Origin of the sequence: Yoonia vestfoldensis DSM 16212 (assembly GCF_000382265.1) — a bacterium.
Lineage (GTDB): Bacteria > Pseudomonadota > Alphaproteobacteria > Rhodobacterales > Rhodobacteraceae > Yoonia > Yoonia vestfoldensis.
Genome location: NZ_KB907990.1, coordinates 1 through 17284 on the forward strand (window position 1 = coordinate 1; position 17284 = coordinate 17284).

General features: G+C 61.3%; 19 protein-coding genes and 1 pseudogene. 5 read left to right on the forward strand and 15 right to left on the reverse strand.

Annotation, left to right across the window (positions count from 1 at the left end; genetic code table 11):
* Positions 1-550: pseudogene (locus H147_RS20645) on the reverse strand (transposase); the annotation flags it as partial.
* An 80-nt stretch (positions 551-630) separates the two neighbouring features.
* Here H147_RS20645 and H147_RS0115730 point away from each other — a divergent pair.
* Positions 631-966, forward strand: coding sequence for a 5-methylcytosine restriction system specificity protein McrC (locus H147_RS0115730; RefSeq protein ID WP_281162199.1), 336 nt, complete (start codon positions 631-633; stop codon positions 964-966).
* A 118-nt stretch (positions 967-1084) separates the two neighbouring features.
* Here the strand turns inward: H147_RS0115730 and H147_RS0115735 are convergent, their stop codons facing one another.
* The 9 genes from H147_RS0115735 to mepK all read right to left on the reverse strand — a co-directional run bounded on the left by H147_RS0115735 (position 1085) and on the right by mepK (position 7911).
* On the reverse strand, positions 1085-1474 hold the full coding sequence (locus tag H147_RS0115735) for a VOC family protein (protein ID WP_019956351.1): 390 nt from the start codon (positions 1472-1474) through the stop codon (positions 1085-1087).
* Positions 1475-1537: 63 nt separating this feature from the next.
* Positions 1538-1843: a monovalent cation/H(+) antiporter subunit G gene (gene mnhG, locus H147_RS0115740; protein ID WP_019956352.1), complete on the reverse strand. Its 306-nt coding sequence runs from the start codon at positions 1841-1843 to the stop codon at positions 1538-1540.
* Positions 1830-2135 (reverse strand): MrpF/PhaF family protein, encoded by a 306-nt coding sequence (locus H147_RS0115745; protein ID WP_019956353.1) that lies wholly within the window; start codon positions 2133-2135, stop codon positions 1830-1832. Before H147_RS0115745 ends, mnhG begins: the two co-directional genes overlap by 14 nt.
* The gene (locus tag H147_RS0115750; protein WP_019956354.1) at positions 2132-2608 is read right to left on the reverse strand and encodes a Na+/H+ antiporter subunit E; all 477 of its coding nucleotides are present in this window, start codon (positions 2606-2608) and stop codon (positions 2132-2134) included. Before H147_RS0115750 ends, H147_RS0115745 begins: the two co-directional genes overlap by 4 nt.
* Complete coding sequence (locus tag H147_RS0115755; RefSeq protein WP_019956355.1) at positions 2605-4131, reverse strand: Na+/H+ antiporter subunit D; 1527 nt, start codon at positions 4129-4131, stop codon at positions 2605-2607. Before H147_RS0115755 ends, H147_RS0115750 begins: the two co-directional genes overlap by 4 nt.
* Positions 4128-4487, reverse strand: coding sequence for a Na+/H+ antiporter subunit C (locus tag H147_RS0115760; protein ID WP_019956356.1), 360 nt, complete (start codon positions 4485-4487; stop codon positions 4128-4130). The genes H147_RS0115755 and H147_RS0115760 overlap by 4 nt, the downstream gene beginning before the upstream one ends.
* Positions 4487-4906 (reverse strand): Na+/H+ antiporter subunit B, encoded by a 420-nt coding sequence (locus H147_RS0115765; protein ID WP_019956357.1) that lies wholly within the window; start codon positions 4904-4906, stop codon positions 4487-4489. The genes H147_RS0115760 and H147_RS0115765 overlap by 1 nt, the downstream gene beginning before the upstream one ends.
* Positions 4903-7134, reverse strand: coding sequence for a hydrogen gas-evolving membrane-bound hydrogenase subunit E (mbhE, locus tag H147_RS0115770; RefSeq protein ID WP_019956358.1), 2232 nt, complete (start codon positions 7132-7134; stop codon positions 4903-4905). Before mbhE ends, H147_RS0115765 begins: the two co-directional genes overlap by 4 nt.
* A 207-nt stretch (positions 7135-7341) precedes the next feature.
* Positions 7342-7911: a peptidoglycan L,D-endopeptidase MepK gene (mepK, locus tag H147_RS0115775; protein ID WP_026352605.1), complete on the reverse strand. Its 570-nt coding sequence runs from the start codon at positions 7909-7911 to the stop codon at positions 7342-7344.
* A gap of 269 nt (positions 7912-8180) precedes the next feature.
* Between mepK and H147_RS0115785 the strand changes: the two genes are divergently transcribed.
* The 3 genes from H147_RS0115785 (at position 8181) to H147_RS0115795 (ending at position 10778) form a co-directional block, all read left to right on the forward strand.
* Entirely contained in the window at positions 8181-9242 is a 1062-nt protein-coding gene (locus tag H147_RS0115785) for a UDP-3-O-(3-hydroxymyristoyl)glucosamine N-acyltransferase (protein WP_019956361.1), read from the forward strand.
* A gap of 64 nt (positions 9243-9306) precedes the next feature.
* Positions 9307-9567 (forward strand): acyl carrier protein, encoded by a 261-nt coding sequence (locus H147_RS0115790; protein ID WP_019956362.1) that lies wholly within the window; start codon positions 9307-9309, stop codon positions 9565-9567.
* The gene (locus tag H147_RS0115795) at positions 9567-10778 is read left to right on the forward strand and encodes a beta-ketoacyl-[acyl-carrier-protein] synthase family protein (RefSeq protein ID WP_019956363.1); all 1212 of its coding nucleotides are present in this window, start codon (positions 9567-9569) and stop codon (positions 10776-10778) included. The genes H147_RS0115790 and H147_RS0115795 overlap by 1 nt, the downstream gene beginning before the upstream one ends.
* Here H147_RS0115795 and H147_RS0115800 read toward each other — a convergent pair.
* A complete protein-coding gene (locus H147_RS0115800) occupies positions 10775-11383 on the reverse strand; it encodes an invasion associated locus B family protein (protein WP_019956364.1) in 609 nt (202 codons plus the stop codon). The two genes, H147_RS0115795 and H147_RS0115800, sit on opposite strands and share 4 nt — an antisense overlap.
* Before the next feature lie 431 nt (positions 11384-11814).
* On the opposite strand from H147_RS0115800, the gene H147_RS0115805 reads away from it, so the two are divergent.
* On the forward strand, positions 11815-13269 hold the full coding sequence (locus H147_RS0115805; RefSeq protein ID WP_051108224.1) for a helicase HerA-like domain-containing protein: 1455 nt from the start codon (positions 11815-11817) through the stop codon (positions 13267-13269).
* A gap of 57 nt (positions 13270-13326) precedes the next feature.
* Here H147_RS0115805 and H147_RS0115810 read toward each other — a convergent pair whose 3' ends face one another.
* From H147_RS0115810 to H147_RS21200, 4 genes are read right to left on the reverse strand one after another with little or no spacing between them, the layout of a single operon-like run.
* Entirely contained in the window at positions 13327-14628 is a 1302-nt protein-coding gene (locus H147_RS0115810) for an HlyC/CorC family transporter (RefSeq protein ID WP_019956366.1), read from the reverse strand.
* Positions 14629-14678: 50 nt separating this feature from the next.
* On the reverse strand, positions 14679-15599 hold the full coding sequence (locus H147_RS0115815) for a site-specific tyrosine recombinase XerD (RefSeq protein WP_043700185.1): 921 nt from the start codon (positions 15597-15599) through the stop codon (positions 14679-14681).
* A 17-nt stretch (positions 15600-15616) separates the two neighbouring features.
* Positions 15617-17137 (reverse strand): hypothetical protein, encoded by a 1521-nt coding sequence (locus tag H147_RS0115820; RefSeq protein WP_110571007.1) that lies wholly within the window; start codon positions 17135-17137, stop codon positions 15617-15619.
* Positions 17124-17276 carry a hypothetical protein gene (locus H147_RS21200; RefSeq protein WP_019956369.1) on the reverse strand — a complete coding sequence of 51 codons (153 nt, stop codon included), beginning with the start codon at positions 17274-17276 and terminating at the stop codon, positions 17124-17126. The genes H147_RS0115820 and H147_RS21200 overlap by 14 nt, the downstream gene beginning before the upstream one ends.
* Positions 17277-17284: the final 8 nt, after the last annotated feature.

Sequence of the window (17284 nt, forward strand, 5' to 3'; positions counted from 1 at the left end):
CTTCGTCGCCTGACGCCTAGCTTTTCCTCGGTGTAGAGACGATACAGCTTCTTGTGGTTGATGATCATGCCTTTGCGCTCCAACAGCACGCCGATCCGGCGATAACCAAACCGGCGCCGCTTGCTGGCAATCGCCTTCATCTCTTCGCGAACTTCAGGATTATCCGGCGGCCGATCACGCCGGACGGTCTTGGGATCGACACCAACAAGCCTGCACGCCCGACGTTGCGAGATATCATGATCCCGCATTGCCTTGCATGCCGCAGCCCGTCGCACATTTGATGTCGTCAGTTCTTTCCCAGCAGCTCTTTCAGGACAACGTTATCCAACATCGTGTCGGCCAACAGACGTTTGAGCTTGGCGTTCTCATCCTCAAGCGACTTGAGGCGATGGGTGTCAGAAACGTTCATGCCACCGTATTTGGCTTTGAGTTTATAGAACGACGCTGGGCTCAGGCCATGTCTCCGGCACACCTCAGCCGTTGGCATCCCAGCTTCTTGCTCTTTGATCATCCCGATTATTTGGGCTTCGGTAAAACGACTCTGTCGCATTTGTTTGCTCCTTCGAAGGTTGAGCAAACTCTACATCAAAGTGAGGGAAGTTTCGGGGGGCAGGTCACAAGCCCGACATCCTGATCCGCAGGGGTGGTACCGTAAGCCATGTCATCGATACCAAGTGGAAGCAGATATCCTCGGGGATTGATGATCCCAAGCAAGGCGTCTCGCAGGCCGACGTCTATCAGATGATGGCCTATGCGCAGCTCTATCTCGCTCCCCGCTTAACGCTGCTCTATCCCCATCACCCCGGCCTTGGAACCGAAGACGTTGTCCACGCCCGCCATCGCATAACCGGCCATGCCACGATCCTTGAGACCGCCAGCATAGACGTAGCGAACAGTGAGAAAATACTCGATCGCATCCGACGACTAATTATAGGCGATGAGGTCATAGTCGAAGCCACCGGCTGATCAAGCTGGAGAGCTGCTTTGCAACACACAATCGGCATCCTGAAATGTGGAGAAGGTTGGACGTCAGGCCCATCCCCTCCGCCACATCACCTCGCAAACCTGACCAAAATCTGCGCTGTCACGCATCGGGCCGCGTCGCGGACTGGATTTCGATCTGATAGCCTTCGGGGTCGCGGAACACAAAGGCCCGGATGCCAAGCGCATCATTCACGAACAGCAGTGACAGGTCAGGCAGCGTCAGCCCCTGCGCATATTCATACCATGCGGCGACATCGGGGACCCGGATACAAAGCTGGACAGGCTTGACCTCCGCCCATTTGTTCATGCCGCGCGTCTCGTCAACCAGACCGACATGCGCGCCGGGACAAATCCGATAGATCTTGGACCATCCCTGGTCGATGACCAGCGTCAAACCCAGCACGGTTTCGTAGAAATGCATCGCGCGGGGCAAGTCGCGATAATAGAGAAAGGTGATGGCAAGCGTGTTTTCTGCAAGGGGGCGCGGCATGGGGATCCTTCACGGGGGCGGTGGTATCATGCCGGGCCGTTGCCTTTTCAACAAGCCCGCTGATCAGCCGATATCTTTCGCACCTTTCTTGTAATTGCGTGCCGCCGCCCGCCCCAACATATGCGCGGCGATGGGTGCTGTCAGCATCAGGAACACGATCGTCGCGACCACGCGGGTCGTGATCACGCCCTCGGCAAAGAACACGGCCGCGCCGATCAGGATCAGGCTACTTCCCAATGTGCCGGCCTTGGTCGAGGCATGCATCCGCATCAACACATCCGGCAGGCGAAAGATACCGATGGCGGCCACCAGCGCAAAGAAGCTGCCGATCAGCAGCAGAACACCGATCACGATCTCAATCATCTGCATGGGCCTCGTTTTCGGGGTCGCGCCGTTCGGCATACCGCGCGAGCGCCACGGTCGCCAGAAAGCCGACCAGCGCCAGCACGATGGCCACGTCCAGAAACGCGCTGACAGCCGTCATGACTGCGACGATCCCGCAGACCGCGATGATCAGCGTCGTCATCATATCGAGCGCGACAACCCTGTCCGACAGCGTCGGCCCAAGCGTCAGCCGCACAAAGGCGATGGCCAGCGACAGCGCGACCAGCACGAATGAAAAATAGATTGCTCCATCCAGAAAGCTTTCGGGCGTCATCATTCAAATACCTCTTTGACCAGCCTTTCCATCCCACTCTTGAGATCGCGGATCACGGCCTCGGGGTCGTCGGCATACATGGCGTGGAACGTCAGCGTCTTGCGGTCAGACGACACGTCAAGGCTGAGCGTGCCGGGCGTCAACGAGATCAGGTTGGTGACAAGCAGGATCTCGAAATCGGACGTCACATCCAGTGGCATCTCCAGAATGGCGGGCGTGCTGAAATCATTCGGCGTCATCACGTCATAGGCGACGCGGATGCTCGACATGATCAGTTCATACAGGAAGTACAGAATCAGCCGCAAAATGCGCCAGGATCGCAGGAAATACCCGTCCCGCAGCCCAAAGACAGGGGATGCGAACCACAGGATCAGAAAGCCCAGCACATATCCCGCGCCAAGCATCAGCAAGGTCGGGCTGCCCCAAAGCGCGGCCCAGATCACGGCAAGCGCAAGGTTGAGGATGAACATGTTCATGGCGCGACCTCCAACGGATCAGCGGCTTGCATGGCCTCCGGACCCAGAACCGTGGTGATATATTCGGTGGGGTCCAGCAGTTGCGCGGCCGATCTTTCCGCGAAGGTGACGAACGGCTCGGGCATCAGGCCGATCACCATCGTCAGCAGCGCCAGCCCGATGACCGGCACCAGCAGCGCCGTGCGGCCGGGCAGGGCCGACAGCTTTGGATCGATCCCGTCGGGGTGGTCTTTCCAGAACGCTTCGGCCCAGATTTTCGTCATCGAATAAATGGTCATCAGACCCACCGCCAAGGCGATGAAAGCGACGATCCAAAGGCTTTCGTCAAGCGATGCCTTGACGATGATGTATTTGGCCCAGAACCCCGAAAGCGGCGGGAAACCGGCCAGCGAAAACGCCGGGATCAGGAACAACACGGCCAGGAACGGGCTGGACTTGTAAAGCCCGCCGATCTTGAACACATCGGACCCGCCTGTCAGACGCTGACTGATCCCGGCGATCAGGAACAGGTTGGCCTTAACGATGATGTGGTGGACCAGATAGAACACCGCACCCACGATGGCCAAAGGCGTATAGATCGCAAGACCGAGGATCATATAGCCGATCTGGCTGATGATGTGAAACGACAGGATCTTGCGGAAATCCGATTGCGCGGCCGCCCCCAGGACGCCTGTCACCATGGTGAAGCAGGCGACCCAGAGCAGAATTGTATGCGTGTAGCCCACATCATGATCGAAGACGAGCGTGAAGGTCCGCATCAGCGCATAGACACCGACCTTGGTGAGCAGGCCCGCAAAGACCGCAGAGACCGCAAAACTTGGAGTGTGATAGGCTGCTGGCAGCCAGAAAAACAGCGGAAAGGCCGCTGCCTTGACGCTGAAGGCCACCATGAACAGCATCGCGATGACGGTCAGCAGCGCCTTGTTCTCGACCGCGTCGACCTTGACCGCCAGATCGGCAAAGTTGAGGGTCCCGGTCTGCCCGTAGAGCAGCCCGATGCCGGTCAGAAACAGGATCGTCGAAATCAGGTTCAGGGCCACGTATTTCACGCCACCGTCGATCTGTTCCTTGCCGCCATGCAACACCAGCAGACCGAAAGAGGCGATCAGCATCACCTCGAACCAGACATAAAGGTTGAAAAGGTCGCCCGTCAGGAAGGCCCCGGTCACGCCGGCGATGAGGATCTGGAACAGCGCGTGATAGCCAAGCTGCCCATGCCGCGCGTCCACATCGCTGAGCGCATAGATCGCGACGGCCAGCGCTGTGATCGCGGTGATCAGCACCATGACCGCCGACAACAGATCCGCGACCAGCGTGATGCCGAATGGCGCGGGCCATTCGCCCATCTGGCCTGCAACAACGCCGTTTTGCAGGACCAGGGCCATCAACACAATCGCCGCGACCAGCCCCAGCGCCGATCCTGCGACGGATACCCAGGCACCGCTTGGACGATCACGCAGCAAGTAGCAGATGATCGCCGTCGCAAAGGGCAGGATCAACGGAAGCGACAGATACCAACTCATCCTTTTTCTTTCGGCTCGGCGACGCGCATGTCGTCGGTATTCAAAGTGCCAAGGCTGCGAAAGGCGCGCACAGCCAAAATCAATGCAAAGGCGAACAGGCCAAAGCCGATCACGATCGCGGTCAGGACCAGGGCTTGCGGCAGAGCGTTCGCCACCACCTCTGGCGGGACGTCCATGCCGTCAGGCACCAGCGGCGGCGCGCCCGCCGTCATCCGGCCGGACACGAAGATCGCAAGATTGGCGGCGTTGGACAAAAGGATCAGCCCGAACAGGAAACGCATCAGGCTGCGTGCCAGCATCAGATAGACCGCACCTGCGACCAGAACACCGATCAGGATCGACAGCAGCGGTTCCATCAGACTTCTTCCTCCAGAGCGAAAACAATCGACAGGACGGACCCGAACACGACGAGGAACACGCCCACGTCGAAGACCAGCACCGACGACAGCGGGATGCCCTTGTCCTGCGGTGTGGCGTTGATGAAAAGCCATTGACCGGTAAAGAAATCATCCGAAAAGAACGCAGCCATGACCCCCGCAAACAGCGCAAAGCCAAGCCCCACGGCGGCGATATCGGTCGGGCGGAACCGCAGCGCCTGGCGCGCGCCTTCTGTGCCGCAGGCGATGGCGTAGATCACGAAACCGACCGCGGCCAGCAACCCGCCGATGAACCCGCCACCCGGCTGGTTATGTCCGCGCAGCAGCATGTAGACCGCGAACACAGTCATCAGTGCGACCAACAGCCGGGACCCGGCGATCAGAATGATGGATTTCATGCCTCGTCCTTTTCGGGTTTGCTGCGCAGCAGGGCAAAGATGCCGATGGCCGCCACCAGCACGACCGCGATCTCGCCGAACGTGTCCAGCGCCCGGAAGTCCACCAGAATGACGTTCACGATGTTCTGGCCGAACGCATCGGGATAGCTTGACGCCTCGAAGAAGTCGGTCAGGCTGCGATCGATCGGGCCGGCGGTGGACATCAGCAGGATCAGCGACACCGACACCCCAAGACCAATGGCGACCACGGCATCAAGCCAGCGCTCGTTCAGCGGTTCGGCCCCAAGACGCGGAAGCCGCAGGGCGGCGGCGGCGAAAAGCACTACGATCAGTGTCTCGACCAGCAATTGCGTGATCGCGACATCGGGCGCGGAATACAGCACAAAGATCAGCGCGATCCCGATACCCACGACACCCAGACCCGCAATCGCCGTGATCCGCGACTGGGTGACGATGGTCAGCCCGGTGCCGACCAGCACCAGCCCGAACACCAGCCAATCCGTCAGACCCACGGGCGACCAGGCAACCGGCAGGGTGACGGCCTGCCGGAACACCATGGTCCCCGCCAGCGCGACCAGCGTCGTGATGAACGTCACCATAATATAAAACCGCAGCTGGCCGGTCTGGATCACCCGTGTTTGCCATTTCGCGCCTGCCAGCACGCCAGCCAGCAGCGTGTCCCAGCCGTTGTCGAAACTGGGGCTGCGGTCGCCAAGACGCACCAGAAGCGCGCGCAAAGGCGTGGCGAAAGCATAGATCGCGTAGCCGATCACGAAGGTCGCGACGCTCAGCGCCAGCGGCAGGTTGAACCCCGCCCAAAGATGCAATGGCTTTGCCAGTCCGGGCTCGCCGAGGATGGCGGCGACGGTCGGATCGACCAGATACACCTCGAGCAATCCCGGAAAGATGCCGAACCCCGCGCCCAGAAAGGCCAACAAAAGCGGGCCAACAAGCATCGGCCACTTTGCTTCCTTGATCCCCTCCATCCTCGGTCCGGCCTTGCTGAAGAAGGGGCGGAAACCCACGATGCCGCCGATCGCGAACATCAATGCGCTTGCGACCAGAAACGCCCCCGCGACGAACATGGCCGATGACGCGACTTCGAGCGATCCGGCATAGGACAATTCCTTGGCGATAAAGCCCAGAAACGGAGGAATACCCGCCATCGATAGCCCGGCCAGCACCGCCGCTGTCGCGGTGACCGGCATCGTGCGGCCAAGGCCGAACAATTTGGTCGTCTCGCGCGTGCCGGTCTGGTGATCGAGGATGCCGACGACAAGGAACAACGACGCCTTGTAAAACGAATGCACCATCAGGAACGTGACCGCCGCCGTGATCGCATAGCCTGAATCGTTGGCCAGCAGCAATGTCAGTGCGCCAAGCGCCATCAGCGTCGTATAGGCCAATGCCTGTTTCAGGTCAGTCTGCCGCAGCGCGATCACCGAGGCGAACACCATCGTGGCCGCCCCCGCGATCGTCAGTGTCCACAGCCAGACATCGGTCCCGCTCAGCGAAGAATGGGTCCGCGCCATCAGATAGATACCCGCTTTGACCATCGTCGCCGAATGCAGGTAGGCGCTGACCGGGGTCGGGGCGGCCATCGCATTGGGAAGCCAGAAGTGGAACGGCATCTGCGCGGATTTGGTGAAGGCGGCCAGCAGCACAAGGATCAGGATCGGCAGGTAAAGGGTGCTTTGCGTCAGCACGCCGGGCATGGCGCGGATCTCTGACAACTCGAATGTGCCTGCCACAGTGCCGATCAGAATGATGGCCGCCAAAAGCGCCAGCCCCCCGACCCCCGTCACCAAAAGCGCCTGAAGCGCCGATCGTCGCGATTTCGCGCTATCGTGGTTGAAGCCGATCAACAGATAAGACGTGATCGTCGTCAGTTCCCAGAACACGAAGAGGCTGAGCAGGTTGTCCGCCATCACCAGCCCCAGCATTGCCAACATGAAACTGGTCAATAATAGCGAAAAGCGCGCCTGTTGCGGGTGGCCTGCCAGATATTTGGCGGAATACAGCATCACCAGCGCGCCGATGCCGGTGATCAGCAGGCCGAACATCAAGCTCAGCCCGTCGATCAGAAAGCTGACATTGACCCCAAGGGTTGGCACCCATGGCCAGACATAGCGCAGGCTGGACCCGTCTGCGATGACAGGCAGGGCCTGTACCAACCAGACGAACAAAGCACCTGCAATGATGACAGGAATGATGCCGGCAGGAGTCACCCACCCATGCGAAGAAGAAGAACTTGCCACGTAATTTGCCCGGTCATCGAGGAATTGAACGATTGCCCCGGACATAAACGCAGGTGCCGAGAAAACAAGGCTTTTCCATCAAAAATCGGACTAAATCCGGCAGGTTTTGCTGCCGGTGCAACAAAATAGGCCACCCGGTCGGGGTGGCCTGCAATCGGTGTCGTTATCGCGGTGGTATCAGCCGCGCCAGGTCCGTACCGGACCGCAGTCCATATGCACGAAATTTGACCCGCCGTAGCGCCCGACGCCGCCTGCGTTGAATGCGGCTGCGGCGCTTGCCATCTGGCTGGTCGTCCGGCTGCGCAGCCGCAGATCGGCGGCCTGACCGCGCATGTGCAGCGAATCCCGCGCAACACCCGACGACCGCGCGCCCAGCATCGCGTTGGTGGCGGGGGACCGATAGCCGGACAAAAGCAGGTAAGGTTCGTCGGTTTCCATCAACCGGCGCGCCCCGGACATGATGTCGATGGTGCGCAGGTCCATCTGGACCGCTTCACCTGTCCGCCAGTCGCGCATGTGGACGTTGATCTCGCGCACGGCCTCGGCGATATATTCGCCTTCAATCCAGTAAATCGTATCAAGGGTTTCGCCGGTGCGCCCGTTGTACATCGCAATTCTGCGGATGTCGCCTGCGCCGCGCAAAAATCCCTGCGCATTGGAATATGTTGGTGCTGCCGTTACAGCTGTTGCCGCTAATGCGACCAATAGTCCACGCCGGGTCATCCCCGAAGTCTTGTTCTTGTCCATTATACGCGCCTGTCCCGTCGCTTATCTTTTATGTCCGTTTTGGTACGGACTGCCATCATGCCCCCAAGATGTCCAAAACCTATGACACATTTTGATTCGCGGACCAAGTCTTGTTTAACGGGTTCCCATGAACGAAAAGAAAATCGGCGAAAATTTGCGCAAGTGGCATTTTTGTCGGCACATGACGCTGCTTGCGTGGGGGTGCGCTTTTGGATAACCGCCAGTAAAGCACGCGCGGACCAGCGGAATTGCAGCAAAACGAGGTGGTAATGACACATTCCATTCGGGCGATCGCGGCCGCACTGGGCGCGCAGGCACAGGGCGATCTCGATCTGGCGGTCACACGCGCGGCCGAGCCAGCGACCGCCGGACCCGACGATCTGGCGCTGGCCATGACCCCGGCCTACGGCCCGGCATTGCAAAAAGGATCGGCGCGTGCCGCGATTGTCTGGCCCGAGGCCGATTGGCAGGCGCTCGGATTGCAGGCGGCGATCATCGCGCCGCGCGCGCGTCTGGCGATGGCGCGGCTGACGCAAATGATGGACAAGACACATGAACCGACGGGCATCAGCCCGCAGGCCCTGGTCGATCCCACGGCGATGGTCGCGGTGGATGCCAGTATCGGCGCGTTCTGCGTCGTGGGTGCAGGCGCGGTGATTGGCGCGGGCACTTGGGTCGCGGATCAGGTCAGTATTGCACGTGGTGTCGTGATCGGCGCGGGTTGCCAAATTCACGCAGGCGTGCGGTTGCAGGCGGGTGTGCGCGTGGGCGACAGGGTGATCCTGCAACCCAATGTGGTGATCGGCGGCGACGGATTTTCCTTTGTCACAGCCGAACCGTCCAACGTAGAGATCGCGCGCGAAACGCTGGGCGAGGCGCCGATGACCGCCCCCGCCGACCCGACATGGCACCGCATCCATTCGCTGGGCGGTGTCGTGATCGGGGATGATGTCGAAATCGGCGCAGGATCCACCGTGGATGCAGGCACCATCCGCGCCACACGCGTGGGGCCAGGCACCAAGGTCGATAATCTTGTGCAGATCGGGCATAATGTCATCGTCGGTGCGCATTGCCTGCTGTGCGCCCAGGCGGGTGTTGCGGGGTCCACCGTGATCGGCGACCGTGTGGTGGTCGGTGGCAAGGCGGGGATCGCGGATAACCTCAAGATCGGGGATGACGTGGTGCTGGGCGGCGGGTCGGTCGTTCTGTCGCATGTGCCCGCAGGACGCGTGATGATGGGCTATCCGGCCACGAAAATGCAGCTGCATATCGAAAGCTACAAGGCGCTGCGCCGCCTGCCGCGGATTCTGCGCGATCTTGCCGCACGTTAATCAGGTGTTTCATTGCCGGTCGACAATGCCTAAATGAGCAGCACGAAAAGAACGGAGCCTTTGAATGACCACCGATGACCGGATCATCGCCATCATTGCCGATCAGGCGATGCTGGAACCCGGCGATATCACGCTGGATGCGTCGCTTGCCGATCTGGGGATCGACTCTCTGGGGTTGGTCGAATGCATCTTCGCCATCGAGGAGGCCTTTGACATCGCGGTGCCGTTTAACGCCAATGACCCGACCGCCAGCGCCTTTGACATCTCGTCCGTGGGTGCGATCATCTTGGCGGTCAAGCAGCTGCAATCCGAACAGGCAGGCTGATGGCGCGTGTCGTCATTACCGGGGCAGGGACGATCAACCCCTTGGGCACCGATGTGCCTGCGACCTTTGCCGCGATGCGCGACGGCAAATGCGGGATCGGCCCGTTGGAGATTCCCGATGTCGACCGGCTGGCGATCCAGATCGGCGGCCAGATCAAGGGGTACGACGAGGCGGATCATTTCAACCGCCAGCAGATCGCGCTTTATGACCGGTTTACGCAATTCACGCTGCTGGCCGCGCGTCAGGCGATCGGGCAGTCAGGGCTGACTTTCACCGGCAGCCTTGCCGACCAGTCGGGCGTGATCTTCGGCACCTCGGGTGGCGGTCTGAACACGCAGGATGAAAATTACCGTGCTGTTTATGAAGAGGGCAAGAACCGCGTCCATCCGTTCATCGTGCCCAAACTGATGAACAATGCCGCCGCAAGTCATGTGTCGATGGAATGGAACCTGCGGGGGCCGACCTTTACCGTGGCGACGGCCTGTGCGTCGTCCAATCACGCGATGGGGCAGGCCTTCAACATGATCCGCTGCGGCATGACCAAGGTGATGATCACCGGCGGGTCCGAGGCGATGCTCTGTTTCGGCGGGATCAAGGCCTGGGAAGGGCTGCGCGTGATGTCAAAGGACGCCTGCCGTCCGTTTTCGGCCACCCGCAACGGGATGGTGCAGGGCGAAGGCGCCGGCGTGTTCGTGTTCGAGGATTACGACCACGCCCGCGCGCGCGGTGCCGACATATTGTGCGAGGTGATCGGTTTCGCGATGACTTCGGATGCCTCCGACATCGTGATGCCCAGCAAACAGGGGGCGGCACGCGCCATTGCGGGGGCTGTCAGGGATGCGGGCGTGCCGCTGGATGCTGTGGGTTACATCAATGCACATGGCACCGGCACGGCGGCCAATGACAAGACCGAATGTGCGGCCGTCGCGGATGTGTTCGGCGCACATGCCGACAAGCTGATGATCTCATCGACCAAATCCATGCACGGGCATTTGATCGGCGGGACGGGGGCGGTCGAGCTTTTGGCCTGTATCATGGCGCTGCGGGACGGGGTGATCGCCCCCACCATCGGCTATGAAGAACCCGACCCCGAATGCGCGCTGGATGTGGTGCCCAATGTGGCGCGCGACGCCACAATCGACGTCGCGCTGTCCAATGCCTTTGCTTTTGGCGGGCTGAACGCGGTGATCGCGCTGCGCCGCTTCAGTTAAGGCACAGGGGTCAGGCTGTCATAGCCAGCAGTGAAACCCGCCAGCGACATGGTCAGCAGGAATTCTTCGTCTGGTGCCGCAGCAGGAACAAGGCGCAATGTCGCCGTCGCGCCGCCCTTGAATGCAGCGACCTCTGCTTGCGTCAGACCGATACGGGCGACGCAACCTGCGGAATTGCAAAAGCTGAACGGATAACGGCGCGGCTCGCCGCTGTCGACCGACAGCGTCAGTTGCTGCGTCAGCAGTGTTTCCAGCGGGACCACGATATTGGCGCCTGCGGCCACCTGGCCGCTTTCGGGCAAACGGAAGAGGTTGAATTCGGCGACCGGCGCATCCTCTTGATTTGTCAGCAACTGATAAAGATTGCAGCGGTCGTCCTGCCCTTCGGGCGCGCGGATGCAGCGGACTTCCCAATCGCCGTGGTTGTCGGCGACATAAATCTCGCCAACGCGCGGCCCGACGGGTTCGCCCAGGTCCAGCGCGCCGGTCAAGTCGGGGACTTCTGGCGTTTGTGCCGGTGCGGGGGCGGTGTCGTCCTGCCCGGCAGCTTGGGTTCCCAAGGCAAGAAGGCCCGCCAGCGTCAGTGCTGTGATGGTCGTGCGCATTACGAAAGATCCTGTTCTGTTTGGTCGCGGCTCTAGCATGCCAGCCGGACAGTGTCAGGGACTAAAAACCCGGCCTTGGCGATCTTTCGCCCAGCCTTCTGCAACAAAAAAGGGCCCGTTGCCGGACCCTTTTGTTTTTCTCCCTGTCGGACTTGGCCGACTAATTGGGCACACGCTACGAAATGGGCATGTCGTCGTCAACAGCAAATCCGATGCTTTTTCTGGGGTTTTCGCGTGAAAAAAGGCCGCACCCGAGGGCGCGGCCAGTCCAACAGGGAGAAGAGCAAGACCACCATGCAGGCCTTGCCGATTTAATCTGGCAGAGAAACCTTAAGAATGTATTTTGCCGTAACGGTCATCGTAAAGGGGTAGGACGGGTGGAGCATATTTTTATCGGCGGCGGGGGCGACGGATACGCGGCACCGCAGATCATGCGTCTGGACAAGGCGAACCGGCACGGGCTGGTGGCCGGGGCGACAGGGACCGGCAAGACGGTCACCTTGCAGATCATGGCTGAAGGCTTTTCCGCGGCCGGTGTGCCCGTGTTCCTGTCTGATGTGAAAGGCGATTTGTCGGGGCTCGCACAGGCCGGTTCTGCCACGGGCAAGCTGCACGAACCTTTTATGAAGCGCGCAGCCACCATCGGCCTCGACCTGCAATACGGGGCTTTCCCGGTGACATTTTGGGATATCTTCGGACGGCAAGGTCATCCGATCCGCGCAACGGTCGCGGAAATGGGGCCTTTGCTGCTGGCGCGGCTGATGGATTTGACGGATGTGCAGGAAGGCGTGCTGAACGTCGCCTTTCGTGTTGCCGACGAAGAAGGTCTGCCGCTGCTCGATATGAAAGATCTTCAGGCGCTTCTGGTCTTTGTCGGCCAGAATGCGCGCGATCTGTCGCTGCGCTATGGCAATGTGACGACCGCATCCATCGGGGCGATCCAGCGGCAATTGCTGGTGCTGGAAAATCAGGGCGGTGCAGCCTTGTTCGGCGAACCAGCGCTTGACCTTGCCGACATGATGCGTCTGCGCGACGGGCGCGGCGAGATCAATATTCTGGCCGCCGATCAGTTGATGGGGTCGCCACGGCTTTATGCGACGTTCTTGCTGTGGCTCTTGTCTGAATTGTTCGAGGAACTGCCAGAGGTCGGCAACCCCGACAAACCCAAGCTGGTGTTCTTTTTCGACGAGGCGCATCTTTTGTTCAACGACGCGCCGCGCGCTTTGGTGGAAAAGGTCGAACAGGTCGCGCGCCTGATCCGGTCCAAGGGCGTCGGGGTCTATTTCGTCACGCAAAACCCTGCCGATATCCCCGACACGGTGCTGGGCCAGTTGGGCAACCGCGTGCAGCATGCGCTGCGCGCGTTCACCGCCAAGGATCGCAAGGCATTGAAGTCCGCCGCCGAAACCTATCGCGACAATCCGGCGTTCGATACCGCCGAAGCGATCCAGCAGGTCGGCACAGGCGAGGCTGTGACGTCTTTTCTGGACGCCAAGGGCATTCCCGAACTGGTGCAGCGCACGCTGATCTGCCCGCCGGCATCCCAGCTTGGGCCGATTGATGCCGCGACGAGGGCGGCGGTGATGGCCGCCTCTCCGATGGGGGGTAAATATGACGTCACCATCGACCGCGACAGCGCGCATGAAATGCTTGCGCGGCGGGCCGAGGATGCGGCGCGTGCGGCCCATGCGGCCGAGGATTCTGCCCCCGAATTCACCGCCGCGCGGCGCTATTCCCCGGCGACACGGACGACGGGGCGCGGCACACGTGCCCAAAGCGGGTCATTCGGGGACGCGCTGGCCGATGTGGTGGTCAAGGAATTGAAGGGGACGACAGGACGCCGCATCGTGCGCGGCATCCTTGGTGGGTTGTTCAAAGGACGTTGAGGGGCGCTGCCCCTGACCCCGAAGTATTTTTGGAAAAGAGAAGGTGACGATCCGCGCTCAGAGCTTGCGGATCTTCAGCGTGGCGATCCTGTTTTCTTCTTTCGCGATGACTTCAAAGCGGAACCCGTGGAACGAAAACACCTGTCCGACCACGGGGATCATCTGCGCTTCGTGGATCACCAGACCCGCGACGGTATTGGCCTCGTCATCGGGCAATTGCCAATCATGCGCGCGGTTCAGGTCACGGATCGTGATGCCGCCGTCGATGATATAGGCGCCATCGGCGGTCGCCGCGATCTGGTCGGGTTCGGGTTCGTCGAATTCATCCGCGATCTCGCCCACGATTTCCTCGAGGATGTCTTCGAGCGTGATCAGCCCTTCAAGCCCGCCATATTCATCGACCACGAGCGCGAAATGCGTCTTGCGCTTGAGAAAATTGCGCATCTGGTCGCCAAGCGTCGTGGTTTCGGGCACAAAATAGGGCGGCATCGCGACTTTCATCACGTCGAAGGCGGCAAGCCCCTGACCATCCACCGTGCCGCCGCTGAGCAGCTTGTGCATCGCGCGCAACAGATCCTTGGCATGGATCACACCAACGATGTTTTCGGGATTGTCGCGGTAGAGCGGCAGGCGCGTGTGCTGGCTTTGCAGGATCTGCGCCAGAATGTCCTGCGCGGGCAGGGCGGCATCGACCATCTCGATCCCCGAGCGATGCAGCATGACCTCTTCCACGGTGCGTTCATTGAGGTCGAGCGCGCCGAGAATACGGTCGCGGTCTTCCTTTTCGACCCAGCCTTCGGCATGGCCGAGCTGCAAGGCGCCCGCGATTTCCTCGCGGACGGCAAGGATGTTGCTGTCGGGGTCGGTGCGCACGCCGAAGAGATAGAGCACGCCGCGCACCAGAAACCGGACGGCTGTCACGATCGGCGAAAAGACCAGCACGATCAGCCCGATTGGGCGGGCCACAGCCGAGGCGACCTTTTCAGGGTTGGTGATCGCGAATGTCTTGGGCAGCACCTCTGCAAAGATCAGGACCAGCAGCGTCATGATCAGCGTCGCGGCGGCGACACCGTTCTGGCCGAATGTTCTGGTCAGGATCGCCGTGGCAAGCGAGGTGGCCAGAATGTTGACGACGTTGTTGCCCAGCAGCACCGACCCGATCAGCCGCTCGTTGTCTTCGGTGACCTTCAGCGCTTGTTCGGCCCCTTTGGAGCCCTTGTCGGCAGCCGAGCGCAACTTGCCGCGTGATGCGGCAGTCAACGCGGTTTCAGAGCCGGAAAAGAAGGCGGACATGACAAGCAGGACGGCTATGGCCGCCGCCGTGGCCCAGAATGCCGCATCAAGTGTCGAGGGTTCCATATCACGCTTTCAAGTAGTTCCGCCCTATATTGCCTGCGCGGGCGTCCGCTTCAAGACTTGGCCGGTCCGGCAAGCGGATGGTGTTGCAAAACAAGGTCGGTCAGGCGCTGGTCCAGCACATGGGTATAGATTTCGGTCGTGGCGATATCGGCATGGCCCAGCATCGTCTGGATCGACCGCAGGTCTGCGCCACCCGCCAGTAGATGGGTCGCGAAAGCATGGCGCAGCACATGCGGTGTCACCCTGTCGGGGTTCAATCCGGCAGTCGCGGCAAAGCCCTTTATCAGCGCAAAAAAGGCATGCCGCGTCAGGTGACCGGTCTTGCCATGCGACGGAAAGAGGTATTTCGAGACAGGCTTGCCCGCCTTGCGCGCGACCTCCTCGTTTTGGTCCCGCGCGACAAGCCATGCCGCAATCGCGGCGCGGGCGGGCGGCGACAGCGGGACCAGCCGTTCCTTGCCGCCCTTGCCGCGCACGAGCAACATCCGGGGATCGCCGCGTGCGGCGGCGACCGGCAGGCTGACCAGTTCGGTCACGCGCATCCCCGTCGCATAAAGCAGTTCCATCAGGCAGGCGTTGCGCAAACTGTCGCGCGGACTGGTGCGGGCGGCGTCCAGCAGGCGGTCAACCTCGGCCAGATCAAGCGTTTTGGGCAGGCGCTGCGCGCGCCCCGGGCCTTTGATCTGCATCGCGGGATTGTCGCTGCGCCAGCCTTCGTCGAAAGCGAAGCGGAACAATTGCTTGATCGCCGACAGCCGCCGTGCGCGGGTGGATTTGGCGAGCCCTTCGGTTTCGCAGGCGATCATGTAGCTTTCGATCTGGTCCTGCGAAACCGTGTAGAAATGCAGCCCCTTGTCGGCCAGCCATGCGGCAAAGCCTTGCAAGTCGCGCGCATAGGCCAATTGCGTATTCGTCGCGGCATCCAGTTCGGCGGCCTGTGCCTGCAGAAAGGTCTGCACCCAGCGCGCCATCAGGGCGGGGCCTTGCGTCACGTTGCGCGGTCCAGGATCATCAGTTCCAGCGATGCCCGCCGCGCCACATCGTCGAGATCAAGCAACAAGAACAGCGCGAGCGCATCGGTCAGCGACCGGGCTTCGCCTGCGAAACCTTCGTTGAACAGGATGATGGCGCGCAGCATCGCCTCGCCGGTTTTGCCGTTGGCGACCAGATTCTGCAATTCGACCGGGGCGGGAGCCCCGTCAAAGGCGGCCTGGATCGCCAGCGCGCGCGGCGCTGTAACAGGCACATCCTGCGGCCGGCCAAGCGCGATACCAAGCAGGAACGGGTCAAAACCGTCGTCTTCGGCAACGAGCCGTTCCGCGACGCGGCGATAATCTTCGGACAAAAGCCCGACGCGGCTTGCAATCTCGTCGGCTTCGCCGTTGAGATCCATGTCTTGCAACGCATCGCTGTAAAGCTTTGCGAACGGCACCTCTGTCCGGGCCTGTTTCATGGCGTCCCATGCGGCGGGTAGGTGACGAGAGACCGCCTGCGCATCGCCCGCGGTGATGGCGGAATCAAGGCGGATCGTCGCCGCTGCCCGGTCCCAGATGCCACCAGATGCGGCAGGCCTGCGCGCGGTATAGAATTTCTGGAGCACGTTTTCGGGCACGGCACCCTGGCGCGCGAGCCGTTCAGCGGCCTCGAGCTGGGCTTTCCATGCGTTGTTGCCGCGAAGGTCCGCATGGGCAAACGCCAAGGGCAGGCCCGCGGTGACCAGAGGTTCGCCAAAGGCCTCGAACAGCCGGAATGACAAAGGCGTGACATTCGATGGCGCAGGCAGCACCGCGTCGCGCTCGAAAAGTTCGGGGTCCAGGAACCGCGCGAGCATGTCGGCCTCGGATTGTGTGATGTCGCCCAGCACACGGTGGGTGTTCAGCGACAGGACGGCGACGGCCCATTGGCCACCGCGCGCAAGGCAAAAAATCCGCGCAGCATAACTGGGGGCCAGCGCAGGTGTGTCGTTCAACACGCGGCAGGCGGCATCTTCGGTGCCCGTCAACAAGGACAGATCGAACCAGCGCTGGAACACCGCAGGCGTATCGGGTGTGGCCACCTCGATCAGGGCCTTGGCCTGTTCGACGGCACCAAGCTCTACCAATCTGTCGACACGCGCCAGAAACAGCGCACCATCCGGGCCGGCCCCGATCGGCGGGTCGGCCCGCGCCTGCATCAGAACCTTCACGAATTCCACGATCGCCGGCAACGATTCGCGCCGGTCCTGTCGGATCAGCTCAACGATCACCTGCTCGCTGCTGGACGACCAGATATTGCGGGGCAGGCCGGTGACGTCGGACGGCAGCAGCCCGATCGGGTCCTTGGACAGACGGTCCAGCGGCGTGACGTCAATCTCGGGCGGTAAGGCGCTTTCGACAACGGGGGGCTCGCCCGGGAAAGCCGCGCTCGCGGCTTCGTCCGACAACCAGTCGATCGACGACAGCGGATCCTGTGCGGTTGCAGGGCCAGTGGTCAGCACCGCAAGCGCGACAACCGCGCTAGTTTGCGTCAAGCGTGACAGGGCGCGTCACCTCCTGTGCAGGAGCGGCGAAATCCGACGGAAACAGGATCGGACCGACATAGGCATAGCCGACAAGGCCAATCGCCAGCAGAATGATCAGAAAGATCAATAGTTTGAAAAACCGCCACATTGCCTGCC